Consider the following 13690-nt stretch of genomic DNA (forward strand, 5'->3'; position numbering starts at 1 on the left):
GTTCGATTAATCGCCAGATCAAAAGCGGCATTCCCCGCAACAGGCCACAGGATGACCATGACCGACCAGTTCGAGCTCACCGAAGACCAGCTTGCCATCCAGGAAGCGGCACGCAAATTCACCGCCGACCGTATCACGCCCTTTGCCGCAGAATGGGACGAGAAGCATATCTTCCCGCGCGACACCATCAAGGAAGCAGCGGATCTTGGCTTTGCGGCGATCTATGTCAGCGAGGAAAGCGGCGGTATCGGCCTGGGGCGGCTCGAGGCAGCGCTGATCATGGAAGCCATGGCCTATGGCTGCCCCTCGACCAGCGCGTTCATCTCGATCCACAACATGGCCGCCTGGATGATCGACAGCTTCGGTTCGGAAGAGCTCAAGGCGCGCTATCTGCCCGACCTCGTCACGATGGACAAGATCGCCAGCTATTGCCTGACCGAGCCGGGATCGGGTTCGGACGCCGCTGCGCTCAAGACCAAGGCGGTGCGCGACGGCGATCATTATGTGCTCAACGGCTCCAAGCAGTTCATCAGCGGCGCGGGCGCGAACGATGTCTATGTCACCATGGTCCGCACGGGCGAAGATGGCCCCAAGGGAATCAGCTGCCTGGTGATCGATAAGGATACGCCCGGCGTCAGCTTTGGCGCGAACGAGAAGAAGCTGGGATGGCACAGCCAGCCGACCGCGCAGGTGATCTTCGAGGATGCGCGCATTCCGGTCGCCAACCGCGTCGGGGCGGAGGGCGATGGCTTCCGCTTTGCCATGATGGGTCTGGACGGCGGCCGCCTGAACATCGGTGCGTGCTCGCTGGGCGGGGCGCAGCGGTGCCTTGACGAGGCGATAGCCTATACCAATGACCGCAAGCAGTTCGGCAAGCGGATCAGCGATTTCCAGAACACCCAATTCATGCTCGCCGACATGGCGACCGATCTGGAGGCGGCGCGCGCGCTGCTCTATCTCGCCGCTGCCAAGGTCACCGCCAATGCGCCCGACAAGACCAAGTTCGCCGCCATGGCCAAGCGCCTGAGCACCGACAGCGGTTCGAAGATTGTCAACGATGCTTTGCAACTCTTTGGTGGATATGGCTATTTGCAAGACTACCCGATCGAGCGCTTCTGGCGCGACCTGCGGGTGCATTCGATCCTCGAAGGCACCAACCAGGTGATGCGGATGATCGTCGCGCGCGAAATGCTGCGCCAGTAAGGAAAACATCATGACCAGCGATATCCTCACCCGCGTCGAAGGGCGCACCGGAATCATCAGCCTCAACCGCCCCGCAGCGATCCACGCGCTTACCACGCCGATGTGCCAAGCGATGACCGAGGCGCTGACCCGCTGGATCGACGACCCGGCGGTCGACGCGGTGATGATCGACCATGCCGAGGGCCGCGGATTCTGCGCGGGCGGCGACATCCGCATGCTCGCCACGAGCGGCGCCGCCGATGGCGCAGAGGCGCGCGAGTTCTTCTTCGTCGAATATCGCCTCAATCACCTGCTGTTCGTCTATCCCAAGCCGGTGATCGCCTTCATGGACGGCATCACCATGGGCGGGGGCGTGGGCCTTTCGATGCCCTCGCGCTATCGCATCGCGACCGAGAACACGCGCTTTGCGATGCCCGAGACCGGGATCGGCCTGTTCCCCGATGTCGGCGGCGGCTGGTTCCTCTCGCGCCTGCCGGGCCGGGTGGGACAGTTCCTTGCGCTCACCGGAGCGCGGCTCGATGGCGCGGAATGTCATGCGCTGGGCTTGGCGACGCATTATCTGCCTGCCGAAAAGCTCGCCGAAGCGAAGCAGCGCATCGCCGCCGCGCCGCAGGATGTGGACGCGATACTCTCCGATCTGTCGGTCGCCCCACCCGAGGCACGCATCCTGGGCAATCGCGAGCAGATCGACCGGCTGTTCGCCTCGGATCGCTACGAGGACATTCTCGCCGCGCTCGAAGCCGATGGATCGGACTGGAGTGCAAAGGAGTTGAAGACGCTCTCGACCAAGTCCCCGCAGACCTGCAAGGTGGCGCTGCGGCAGCTCAAGGAAGGCGGGCAAATGCCTGACTTTGCTGCTGAAATGCGCCAGGAATATGCGATCGGTGCGCGCGTGGTGCAGATGCACGACTTCATCGAGGGCGTGCGCGCGCTGATCATCGAGAAGGACAATGCGCCGCGCTGGAATCCCGACACCGCCGAAGGTGTCACCGACGCGCTGCTCGACACCATCTTTGCGCCGCTGCCTGAAGATCAGGCCTGGACCCCCCTGGAGATTGCACGATGACCTATGAAACGCTTCTCGTCGAACAGCGCGGTGCCGTCACGCTGATCACGCTCAATCGCCCGCAGGCGCTCAACGCGCTGAACAGCCAGGTGCTCGCCGATCTGATCGCGGCGCTGGGTGCGTTCGATGCCGATCCATCGCAGGGCTGCGCGGTGCTGACCGGGAGCGAGAAGGCTTTTGCCGCCGGTGCCGACATCAAGGAAATGGCGACCCAGAGCTTTGCCGACATGTACGGCAGCAATTTCTTCGCCGGCTATGACCGCGTGACGGCAACCCGCAAGCCGGTGATCGCGGCGGTCGCCGGCTATGCGCTGGGCGGCGGTTGCGAGCTTGCGATGATGTGCGATTTCATCATCGCGGCGGACAATGCCAAGTTCGGCCAGCCCGAGATCAAGCTCGCCGTGACCCCCGGCATGGGCGGATCGCAGCGCATGGCGCGCGCCATTGGCAAGGCCAAGACCATGGACATGTGCCTGACCGGACGGATGATGGACGCAACCGAGGCCGAACAATCGGGGCTCGTCGCGCGCGTCGTCCCGCTCGCCGATCTGGTCGACGAAGCGGTCAAGGCGGCAGAGACGATCGCCGGCATGGCCCCGCTTGCGACGCTGGCGGTCAAGGAAATGGTCAATGCCGCGTTCGAAACGACGCTGCAGCAGGGCGTGGTGTTCGAACGCCGACTGTTCCACGGCCTGTTCGGCAGCGAGGACCAGAAGGAAGGCATGGCAGCGTTCGTCGAAAAGCGCCCCGGCAAATGGACGGGGCACTGATCACGCTTCTGATTGCGGCCCTTGCCCGGGTCAGGGCCGCAGCGCGCCGGTGAGATCCTCACCCAGTTGCAGCGCGTCGAGATCGGCCGCCACTGCGACCAGATCGGCACGGGCCTGGGCGAGGCGGAACTCGGCATCGAGTCTGCGGATCGCGGCATTGGCCGCGGCATCCTCGCGCAGGTTGACCAGGAAGAAGTCGCTCGCGCCCGCCTGGAACAGCCGCCGCTCGCCAGCGGCGAGCTTCTCCGCCTGCACCTCCTCGTCGCGCGCGAGCACTGCGAGCCGCTCAGCGGCGGTGAGGTTGGTCGAGAGCTGCGCGATTTCGGCGAGAATCTGTTCCTCGCTCTGCCGCCGCTTCCATTCGAGCGCATTAATATAGGCTTCGGCCGCCGCGACATTGCCCTTGGCGGCACGGTTCTGCAGCGGCATCGAGAAAGTGAACCCGACCACTGCCTCGAACGGATCACGCGAGCGCCCGCCCAGGCCCTGCTCGCCGAAATCCTTGCCCGCCTCGGCAAAAAGCCGCAGCGAGGGCAGCAGCTTGTTCTGTTCGAGTTCGAGCTTCGCTTCGCCCTGCGCGAGCCGTTGCTCGATCAGCTGGATATCCGGGCGTCGCGCCAGCACCGCTGCGGGATCGGTGTCGCGCAATTGGCGTACCATCGGCAGCGAGGTCGGCAGATCGGCGGGTGTGGCGACGCGCGGGCGACCGTCATCGTCGCGCCAGAACAGCGAGAGCCGCTGGGCCGCATTGGCCAGATCGCGCTCGGCCGCGACGAGGAGCGACTGACGGCGCAGCAGGTTCTGTTCGTTCTCGGTCAGCAGGATCGCTGCGCGTGCCCCCAGTTGCACCTGGCGGCGGATGCCGTCCTGCCGGTCCTGCGCCAGGCCGACAAGCGAACGATAGACGCGGACCTGCTGGCCCGCCGCCACCCATTGGCCATAGGCCTGGATAGCCCGCTGCTGCACGCCGATGGCGATGATCAGCGCGTCGAGCCCGGCAATGTCGCGCTCGATCAGCGCGTTGCGCTGCCCGAAGCGGCGATCGTCGATATAGCGGTCGCGCAGCAGCGCGAAAACGCCGCGGACCTTGAGCTCGCCGAGCCGGTCGGTGAAGCTGTAATCCTCATAGACCGGAAAATCGCCGCGCGAGACACGGTAGCTCGCCTCCAGCTGGCCACCATTGTTGGTGAGCGGCTGGATCGCCTTTCCCTGCACATAGGTGCCATCGTAAAAGCCCGCGATGCGCGAAAAGCCTTCGCCGCTGAACAGCAGGTCGAATGCGCCTTCGCTCGCCAGCACCCGTCCGTCCGCCGCGCGCGTATTGGCCAGCGCCTCGAGGATGCTCGGCGCAAAGCGGCGTGACGACGCCAGCACCTCGGACAGCTGCAATCCGCGTGAGGAGGGCACCTGATCGGGCGCGCTGACCGGGGCAGGGAGCGGCTGCGCCCCGACCGGAACAGCGAGCAAGGCCGAAACGGCCAGCCCGGCCAGCATCCATGCCTTGCGCATCACTTCTTCCCCGACGAGCTGCTCGAGGAGCCCGACGACGAGGACGACGAGGACGACGATACCTTGCCTCCGGTCTGCGTCATGCCGCTATTGCCCTGCTCGGTCAGCGCCGGGTTCTGCAGCGGGAAGTCGTTGAGCTGGCGCCACAGTTCGAAGCCGACCGAGACCTGCTCCATCGCCACCCAGCCACGCACATTCGCGCCGAGGCGGACATAGGGTTCACCCGGCCAGCGGGCCTTGCCCGGCGCTTCGCGGACAAGCACGCGGAACAGCCCGTTCTGCGAGGCGGCAAGGTCGACCTGCTGCACCTCACCATCGAACAGGCCGCGCGCGACCGAGGGCCAGCCGGAAAACTGGATTGCGGGCCAGCCTTCGAACTCGAGCCGCACCTGCTGGCCCTTCCGGATCAGCGGCGCATCGCGGCCATCGACATAGATTTCGACCACGCGCTTGGCTTCGGTGGGCGCAAAGGTCGCCAGAACATCGCCCTGCGAGACCATGGTCGCCTTGTCCCCGCCGCTGATCCGCTGGATCACACCATTGCGCGGCGCGCGGACGAGCTGAAGCGACTGGCGCGCGAGATTGATGTCGATCTGGGTAATGGCCGCGCGCGCCTCGGCGAGCTTGGCCTCCATCTCAGCCACCTTGATGCGCGCCAGTTCGTTCTCGCGCCGCGATGCCAGGCCCTCGGAAAACAGGGTGCCGGTTCGGCCGACATCGTTGCGTGCGGTGCTGAGCGCGGAGGCAGCCGCGGCAGCCTTGGCCTCGGCCAAGCTGCGCTCGACACGCAGGCGCTCGAGCAGCATCGGATCGTTGTCGGAAATCTGGACGATCGGGTCGCCTTCGCGCACGACAGCGCCATCCTCGACATACCAGCGCTCGATGCGGCCGGAGACCAGTGCGGTCACGTTCTGCACACGGTCCTGCGGGTTAAGCGCGATCACCTGGCCCGCGCCATAGGCGGTCTGGATCCAGGGCACGTAGATCATGAACAGCGCTGCTGCCACGAGCGTGATGACCACCATCAGCGCAATGGCGCGCAGGGGACGGGGTGCACGCTGGGCCGCGAGCGTGCGGAAGCGGACAAGGGCGCGATCACGCGTTGCCATGGGCTGCCTCCTCCGCCTTGCTGTCGACGATCTGCAGGAACTCTGCGGGATCGTCTATGATCCTCTGTCCGTCATCGCCAAGCCACAGATAGCGGCATCCTTCGGTAGGCGCGGGACGATAGCTGAACTGAACGACAGTCGAGCCCTCTTCGCGCATCACCTTGCGCACATCAGCGAGGATGGCAGGATCGATCATGTCGAAAAGCCCGGTCAGAATGAGCAGGCGCGGACATTTCAGCATCGCACCTGCCAGCTTCAGCCGCAGCGCCTCGGCGTAGGAAAGCGGCCATCCGCTGGTCGACAGCTGGGTGTCGAGACCCTCGGGCAGGCGCATCACCCGATCCTCCAGCCGCACCAACGCCAGCGCCTTGAGCACATCGCCCGAGGTCGTGTCGGGACCGGCCAGGCGCAGATAATCGCGAATGCTCGCCTGGACGATGGTCGGGCGATCGAGCACGATGATCTCGCTGCGCAGCCGGAACATGTCGACCATGGCAATATCCTGTCCGCCCAGCGTGACCACGCCCGTCTCGGGCGTCAGATATCGCTTCATTGCATGGGTGAAAAGCCGCTGGATGCCGTGATTCTGCGCTTGGGCAATCAGTTGCGTTCCGGCGGGGATGGTGATGTCCAGCGTGATGCCGGGCGCGGTCGAACTGTGTGACACACGGCGCAGAATGAGATCGCTTCCGCCGATGGCGTCCTGGCCCTCGCGAGCCTCCTCTTCCTGCTCGATCTGATAGATCAGGCCGATTTCCTCGGCAGCGGCAATCAGGTCATAGGTGGTGTCGAGATAGACGCCAACCTGCCCGAGTCCGTAAAATGCCGCCGAGAGTATGAGTTCGGCAGCGACCAGTTGGCCGATCGACAGTTCACCTTGAATCACGAGCCAGCCACCCAGTGCGAGAAGGCCCGAGCTGGCCAGCGCGTACAGCAGCAGAAAGGCGACGGTCTGCGATATCGAATACCGGAAGTGCTTCGCCTTGGCCGCGATATAGGCAGCGGTCACCTCTTCCGATCCGTCGAGCGCGTAATCGACATGGCGGCCCGACTTGTAGAAGCCGTTCGATGCGCCGACATTTTCCAGCCATTTCGCAGCATCATATTTGGCGTGGCTCAGTGCGATGCCCGATCGGATCGCGCCGCGCGTCCAGACCAGCAGGATCAGCACGGCGAGCGCGATGACGATCAGGTTGAAGGCCAGGAAGAACGGGTGATAGAAAGCGGTCACGGCAAAGCCAACCGCCGATTGCAGGATGATGGTGAACCCGCCGATCAACAGGCTGGGCACCGCCTTCTGCACCGTATTGACGTCAAAATAGCGGTTGAACAGGTCCTGCCGTTTGCTGTCTTCGAAGAACGGATTGCGGGCATGGATCGAACGGATGGTGATCTCCGCAACCTGGCGCGAATAGAAACGCCGCGCAAACAGCTCCATGGTGTAGATGCGCAGCGCAGACAGCAGCACCGCGATCAGCAGCAGCCCTAGCAGCGTACCGGCCAGGGTCACCAACGGTGTCACCAGCGCGGTGTTCGCGACCGAATTGATCAGCATCTGCACCGAAATTGGCGTTGCCAGCGACAGCACGGAGATCGCGACACCATAGACCAGCGCCAGCGCAAGGAAGCTACGCTCGCCCTTCAAGAGGCTGAACATCCAGCGGATAGCCTCGCGCGCGCCCATGATATGGTGTTCGGAAGATGATGCCATTTTTGCCTGCCCGTTATTCCAAGGTCGCCAGCGCACGAAATAGGCGACCTCGCCGATAAGCCCATTCGAAAGCGGTTTACCGGAGCAATTGGTTTTTTCTATCGGGAAGCTTCCCCCCAAACGCAGTTTTCCATGATATAGATTAACCTGCCGCTGGTCGAACGGTTATCCGGGCCGATTGATCCATGTTATGGCGGAATTTGTCATGGCGGAAGGCTGGGCCATTCACAAGCGTGCGCCAGCACCAGATTGCGAACATGTGCAAACTGCCAAGAGCCGCCCGATTGCGCCCGAACCCGTGCCGCGGGCTCGGCGCGCGGAGGCTTTATCGCTTGAGCAGCGGAGCCAGATACTGGCCGGTATAGCTGCCTGCGACCTTGGCGACCTGTTCGGGGGTGCCTTCGGCAACAACCTGACCACCCTTGACCCCGCCTTCAGGGCCCATGTCGATGATCCAGTCTGCGGTCTTGATGACGTCGAGATTGTGTTCGATCACGACCACGCTGTTGCCCTGTTCAACGAGGCGATGCAGCACCTCGAGCAGCTTGCGCACGTCCTCGAAATGCAGCCCGGTGGTCGGCTCGTCGAGGATATACAGCGTCTGTCCGGTCGAGCGGCGCGACAGTTCCTTGGCGAGCTTGACGCGCTGCGCCTCGCCACCGGACAGGGTGGTCGCCTGCTGGCCGACCTTGACATAGCCGAGGCCCACTTCCCACAGCATCGCCATCTTGTCGCGGATCGGCGGGACAGCCTTGAAGAACTCAACCGCATCCTCCACCGTCATGTCGAGCACGTCGGCGATGCTATAGCCCTTGAACTTCACCTCCAAAGTTTCGCGATTATAGCGCTTTCCGCCGCATTCCTCGCAGGTGACATACACATCGGGCAGGAAGTGCATCTCGATCTTGATGACGCCATCGCCCTGGCATTTCTCGCAGCGACCGCCCTTGACGTTGAAGCTGAACCGGCCCGGCTTGTAGCCGCGCGCAAGGCTTTCGGGTAGCCCGGCAAACCAGTCGCGGATGTTGGTGAACGCACCGGTATAGGTCGCGGGGTTCGATCGCGGGGTGCGACCGATCGGCGACTGATCGATGTCGATTACCTTATCGCAATGTTCGAGCCCGGTGATCTTGTCATGCGGCCCCGCGATGATCCGTGCGCCATTCAGCGCCCGCGCAGCTCCCGCGAACAGCGTATCGATGGTGAAACTGGACTTGCCCGATCCCGATACCCCGGTGATGCAGGTGAAGGTGCCGAGCGGGATCGACGCCGTCACCCCTGTCAGGTTGTTGGCGCGGGCATTGTGCACGGTCAACTTCTTGCCATTGCCCTTGCGGCGCTTCTTCGGCACCTCGATCCGCCGCTCGCCGGTAAGGTACTGCGCGGTCAGCGAGTCCTTCGCCTTGAGCAATTCGGGCAAGGTGCCCTTGGCAACCACCTCGCCGCCATGCACGCCCGCGCCGGGGCCGAGATCGACGATATAATCGGCCGTGCGGATCGCATCCTCGTCATGCTCGACGACAATCACGGTATTGCCCAGATCGCGCAGGCGCTTCAATGTCACCAGCAGCCGGTCATTGTCCTTCTGGTGCAGCCCGATGCTCGGTTCATCGAGCACATAGAGCACGCCCGAAAGACCGCTGCCGATCTGGCTGGCGAGTCGGATTCGCTGCGACTCTCCGCCGGATAAGGTGCCCGAGGTGCGGTCGAGATTCAGATAATCGAGTCCGACATTGTTGAGGAAGCCCAGGCGCTCGATGATTTCCTTGAGGATCGCCTTGGCAATCTGCTGCTGCTGCGGTCCCAGCTTCTCGTTCAGCGTCTCGAAGAAATGCAGCGCATCGGCGACCGAGCGGCGGGTCGAGATCGAGATGTCCTCGCCCGCCACCTTGACCGAAAGCGCTTCGGGCTTGAGGCGCGCGCCGTCGCAGACTTCGCAGGGTTGCGCGGTCTGGTACTTGCTCAGCTCCTCGCGCATCCAGGCGCTGTCGGTCTGGAGCATGCGGCGATTGAGATTGCCGATCACGCCCTCGAACGGCTTCTTGACCTCATAGCTCTTGCGGCCGTCCTGGAAGCGCAGGGTCACCGGTTTGCCCGCCGTGCCGTGCAGGATGATCAGCCGCGCCTCGCCGGGCAGGTCCTGCCAGGGCGTGTCGAGCGAGAAGCCGAATTCGCGCGCCAGGCTGGCGAGCACCTGCATGTAATAGGGCGAAGGCGGGTTCGACTTGGCCCAGGGCACGATCGCGCCCTTCTTGAGGCTCAGCTCCTCGTTGGGCACGACCAGCTGTGGGTCGAAATACATCTTCTCGCCCAGGCCATCGCAGGCGGGGCAGGCGCCCTGCGGCGCGTTGAACGAGAACAGCCGCGGCTCGATCGCCTCGATGGTAAAGCCGGATACCGGGCAGGCGAAGCGTTCGGAAAAGATGATCCGGTTGTCGGGAATGCCGGCGTTCTTCATTCCCTTTTTGGGCTTCTCGTCCGTTGCTGCCGCAGCATCGGCTGCGGCGACCGCCGATGGTTCGCCAAGCGCTGCCACCGTACCATCCGCGAGATCGACATAGGCCAGGCCATCGGCGAGCTTGAGCGCGGTCTCGAAGCTGTCCGCCAGCCGCGTCTCGATGCCCTCGCGCACCGCCATGCGGTCGACCACGACCTCGATGTCATGCTTGTATTTCTTGTCGAGCGCGGGCGCGGCGTCGATCTCGTACATCTCGCCGTCAATGCGCACGCGGGTGAAGCCCGCCTTCTGCCATTCGGCCAGTTCCTTGCGATACTCGCCCTTGCGGCCGCGGACCACAGGCGCGAGCAGATAGAAACGCGTGCCCTCGGGCAGCGCCATCACCCGGTCGACCATCATGCTGACGGTTTGCGCGGTGATCGGCAGGCCGGTCGCGGGTGAATAGGGCACGCCGACGCGCGCCCAGAGCAGGCGCATGTAATCGTAGATCTCGGTGACCGTCGCGACGGTCGAGCGTGGATTGCGACTGGTCGTCTTCTGCTCGATGCTGATCGCGGGGCTCAGGCCGTCGATATGCTCGACATCGGGCTTCTGCATCATCTCCAGGAACTGGCGCGCATAGGCCGAGAGTGACTCGACATAGCGCCGCTGGCCCTCGGCATAGATCGTATCGAACGCTAGGCTCGATTTGCCGCTGCCCGAAAGCCCGGTGATCACGATCAGCTGATCGCGCGGCAGATCGATGTCCACGCCCTTGAGATTGTGTTCGCGCGCGCCGCGCACAGAAATGTGAGTGAGCATGGACGGCCTTATGTTCTATTGATGTTCCGCTGGCAAGCGGGAGAAAGCACGCTGCGGCGCAGGAGCCGGGTCGCGGGCGGAACATGGGGCTGCGGGACGCACGCTGCAAGGGAGCGACATGCGACGAATGGAACCGCTTTGAGCGATGATCGTAGCCGTGTTAATCGAGATCAACTTTGTCTTGAGGGAATATGATGATGACTTTTCGCCCGTTCAGCCGCGCCTCGCTGGCCATCGCTTTGACTGCTTCGGCGCTCGCCATGCCCGTTTCCGCACAGCAGGCCAGTGCCCCCGCCGCCGCTGAGCCCGATAACGGATCCATGGAACCGTCGGCCGTCACCCGCAATCCGAGCACGCCCGAGGAACAGGCGGAGCGCGAAGCGGCCAATGCAGCACAGGTGCAAGCGTCGAATGCACAGCTCGCGCAGAATGCCGCCAATCTCGCCAACTATGAGGCGCGTCGCTCCAGCTATGAAAACCAGATGAAGCTTTACGAGAACACGGTCGATTCGCGTGCGCGCGCCGAGTCCGAATATGCCGAGGTGAAGAAGCTTTACGACGCCATCTACGCGCAGTGGGAAGCCGATGTTGCCGCCTGCAACGCTGGCGACCGCAAGCGCTGTGCACAGGCGCCCGTTATGCCCAAATGAACCGGGGTGCGGCTCGTGTCGCGCGCCCTAGATCTTCGGTAACACCAGGGTAAAGCGCGCCCCCTGGCCGGGCGCGCTTTCCACTGTCAGATCGCCCTGCATCGCGAGCGCTAGCCGCCGCGAGATGTACAGGCCGAGGCCACTGCCGCCGTCGCCGCTGCGGCCGAGCCGCTCCCATTTGTTGAACAGCCGCTGCTGATCCTCTTCCGAAAGCCCGGGTCCCTGATCGGCAACGGTCACGCTGGCCCAATCCGGGCCCTCGTCGAGCCGCAGCCAGATCATCGATCCATCGGGCGCGTAATTGATGGCATTGCCTAGCAGATTGAGCAGGACCTGAAGCACACGCCGGAACTCGCCGGTCGCAGCCAGGCTCTCGTCCTCGGCAGGCTTGTCGATTCGGATCGAGCGGTCGGCGGCCTTGAGCGCGAGAAGCCCCGCTGCGCGCCGGGCGAGATCGGCAAGATCGACCGGTTCGCTCGCAGCGCTGAAGCCGCTGGCTTCGATCGCTTCCAGTTCCGCCAGATCGTCGATCAGCGCCAGCAGGTGTCGTCCGGCTGATGCAATATCGCCAGCATAGCCGGCATAATCCGAACGCAACGGTCCCTCGAGCCGACCGCCGATGGTCTCCGCATTGGCAATGATCCGTCCGATCGGCTGGCGCAGCGCCGGGCCGATCTGGCTGCCGAACATATGCGCAAGGCGTTCGCCATCGAAAAGCGGCGGTGGGGAAGGGGCGGCTTGCGGCTCGGGTGCGGCGGGCGCTTCGGTCAGCAGCAGGTTCCATCCGGCGCCGGCATCGCTGCGCGTGCGATACAGGGTCCAGCACCGGGGGTCGCCGATCAGGCGGACGCGCACGCCGTTGTGGCAGTCCGCCAGCACGAGCGGCGCGCCATCCTCGGTCGCGATCAGCGCGCCCACGGGCTTCAACGTGACGCGCTCGGCATCCCAGTCAGCCGGCAGCATCACCATATCCTGCACATGCAGGATGCGGCCGAGCGGATCGACGCGGATATCCACGCTCGTCTCGGAAGAAGGCACGAAGATGGGCAGTGGGGCGGCAGTTTCGGCTTCGGGGAGCGGTCTTTCTCGCCACTGGCTGATCCGGAGATCGATCCCTTGCGCGCCCGGCTCGCAGTCGCACCACAGGTCGACTGACTCCTTCGGGCCTACAATCGTCAACGGTCGCGACAGGCGCATGCCGAGGCGCATCGCGTGGCGTGCCAGATCGAGCAGCGCGGGAATGGCCAGAACCTCGCCCTCTGCACCACCGAGCGCATGGTGCAGCTCCGCCACCCGGGCATCGGCATGCAACAGCCGCCCGTCGCGATCGATCTTCACGACGTGCGGATGATCGGCCATGGCGCTTGCCGAGGCTGCCTCAGAAGGATTGGCGCGAGCGATCACCACAGGGCTCCCGGATGCGCCAGCGGATCGAGATTGCGCCAGCCTGCGACAAGCCGGGCAGCATCCTCCGGAACAAGCGCGCGCAGGTCTGCGGCGGGCGGCAAGGCGTCAGGTCGCAAGGAGGCAAGGGCAGCCAGCCCCTGCAGCAGCCCGGCGGCGACATCGGTCTCCAGGCCACAGGCGCGCAAGACCACGGCCAGCCGCGCGAGATCGGCATCGCGCAGCATGTCGAACAGAAGATCGGCAGGCAGCCCGCTCGTCCGCTCGAGCATCGCGACGGTCAGGCTCGCGCCATTTTCGGCGAGCGACCAGGCCTCTGCGCTGCGGGGCAGTTCGAACAGATGGCAGAACCGCATCAGCCGGTGCGGGCGTCCGCGACGTTCGTCAAAGCCTTGCAGAAATGCTGCAGCCGCCCGGTTCAGCTCCAGTGGGTCGCTGTCCGGGCGTTCCTGCAGATAGGCGAGGCAGCTTCGCACCAGGCCGTGCAGCGTCTCGGGGGGCAGCTCGTCGGTGTCGATCGCGAACGCCTGCGCGCGGCTCAGAAACCGGCTCTGCGCGATGATCAGCGCCATCGCGGCTTCGGCAAGCTCGTCCTGGGCATCGCCCACTTGGGCTTCGACACGTGGAGGCAATTCGGGTGTTCGATGGCCGACCAGCGAGGACTGGCGGCACAGCCGCGCCTCGATGGCGCGGGCAAACAGCAGCCGCGTGGTCGGGGCATGCGCCAGCACCGCATGGCGCGCGATGTCCGGACCCAGCTCGGCCGAGCCGGTGAGTGCCTCGGCGAGCTGCACGGCCAGCGATTCGACAAAGCCGCCGGTCAGGCTGAGGTCGTCCTCGCGCAGCGCCTGGGACTGTTCGGGGAGCAATTGATGGCGCACCAACGCGGGGACCGCCATGGCCTGCCGGGCCTGAACGTCGGCCTGGCGCAGCAGCGCGCCTACGTCCCGTAAGGTCGGGCGTGCGGGGGCCATGTCGGTACTCATCGCCTTGCCCTACCAATGGCTGG

At 64.5% G+C, this 13690-nt stretch carries 10 protein-coding genes; 4 read left to right on the forward strand and 6 right to left on the reverse strand.

The genetic code is table 11. The annotated features are described in order from the left end of the window. Positions 1-57 precede the first annotated feature (57 nt). The 3 genes from FG486_RS15775 to FG486_RS15785 are packed head-to-tail and all read left to right on the forward strand — an operon-like array spanning position 58 to position 3039. The gene (locus FG486_RS15775) at positions 58-1203 is read left to right on the forward strand and encodes an acyl-CoA dehydrogenase family protein (RefSeq protein ID WP_181268418.1); all 1146 of its coding nucleotides are present in this window, start codon (positions 58-60) and stop codon (positions 1201-1203) included. Between the two features lie 10 nt (positions 1204-1213). Continuing rightward, positions 1214-2269, forward strand: a complete 1056-nt coding sequence (locus FG486_RS15780; protein WP_181268230.1) for an enoyl-CoA hydratase/isomerase family protein — start codon at positions 1214-1216, stop codon at positions 2267-2269. After that, positions 2266-3039 carry an enoyl-CoA hydratase gene (locus FG486_RS15785; RefSeq protein ID WP_181268231.1) on the forward strand — a complete coding sequence of 258 codons (774 nt, stop codon included), beginning with the start codon at positions 2266-2268 and terminating at the stop codon, positions 3037-3039. Before FG486_RS15780 ends, FG486_RS15785 begins: the two co-directional genes overlap by 4 nt. Positions 3040-3069: 30 nt before the next feature. Here FG486_RS15785 and FG486_RS15790 read toward each other — a convergent pair whose 3' ends face one another. The 4 genes from FG486_RS15790 to uvrA form a co-directional block, all read right to left on the reverse strand. Beyond that, positions 3070-4548, reverse strand: a complete 1479-nt coding sequence (locus FG486_RS15790; protein WP_137775391.1) for a TolC family protein — start codon at positions 4546-4548, stop codon at positions 3070-3072. After that, a complete protein-coding gene (locus FG486_RS15795) occupies positions 4548-5657 on the reverse strand; it encodes an efflux RND transporter periplasmic adaptor subunit (RefSeq protein WP_066278826.1) in 1110 nt (369 codons plus the stop codon). Before FG486_RS15795 ends, FG486_RS15790 begins: the two co-directional genes overlap by 1 nt. After that, complete coding sequence (locus tag FG486_RS15800; protein ID WP_231750073.1) at positions 5644-7368, reverse strand: ABC transporter transmembrane domain-containing protein; 1725 nt, start codon at positions 7366-7368, stop codon at positions 5644-5646. The genes FG486_RS15795 and FG486_RS15800 overlap by 14 nt, the downstream gene beginning before the upstream one ends. A 325-nt stretch (positions 7369-7693) precedes the next feature. Continuing rightward, on the reverse strand, positions 7694-10627 hold the full coding sequence (uvrA, locus tag FG486_RS15805; protein ID WP_181268232.1) for an excinuclease ABC subunit UvrA: 2934 nt from the start codon (positions 10625-10627) through the stop codon (positions 7694-7696). Between the two features lie 191 nt (positions 10628-10818). Here uvrA and FG486_RS15810 point away from each other — a divergent pair, with 191 nt between their 5' ends. Continuing rightward, on the forward strand, positions 10819-11277 hold the full coding sequence (locus FG486_RS15810; RefSeq protein ID WP_181268233.1) for a hypothetical protein: 459 nt from the start codon (positions 10819-10821) through the stop codon (positions 11275-11277). A gap of 27 nt (positions 11278-11304) precedes the next feature. On the opposite strand, the gene FG486_RS15815 is transcribed toward FG486_RS15810, so the two are convergent. Next, positions 11305-12681, reverse strand: coding sequence for a sensor histidine kinase (locus FG486_RS15815; protein ID WP_338401630.1), 1377 nt, complete (start codon positions 12679-12681; stop codon positions 11305-11307). Continuing rightward, positions 12678-13667 carry a hypothetical protein gene (locus FG486_RS15820; protein ID WP_181268234.1) on the reverse strand — a complete coding sequence of 330 codons (990 nt, stop codon included), beginning with the start codon at positions 13665-13667 and terminating at the stop codon, positions 12678-12680. The genes FG486_RS15815 and FG486_RS15820 overlap by 4 nt, the downstream gene beginning before the upstream one ends. Positions 13668-13690: the final 23 nt, after the last annotated feature.

Origin of the sequence: Blastomonas ursincola (assembly GCF_013607875.1) — a bacterium.
Taxonomy (GTDB): domain Bacteria; phylum Pseudomonadota; class Alphaproteobacteria; order Sphingomonadales; family Sphingomonadaceae; genus Blastomonas; species Blastomonas ursincola.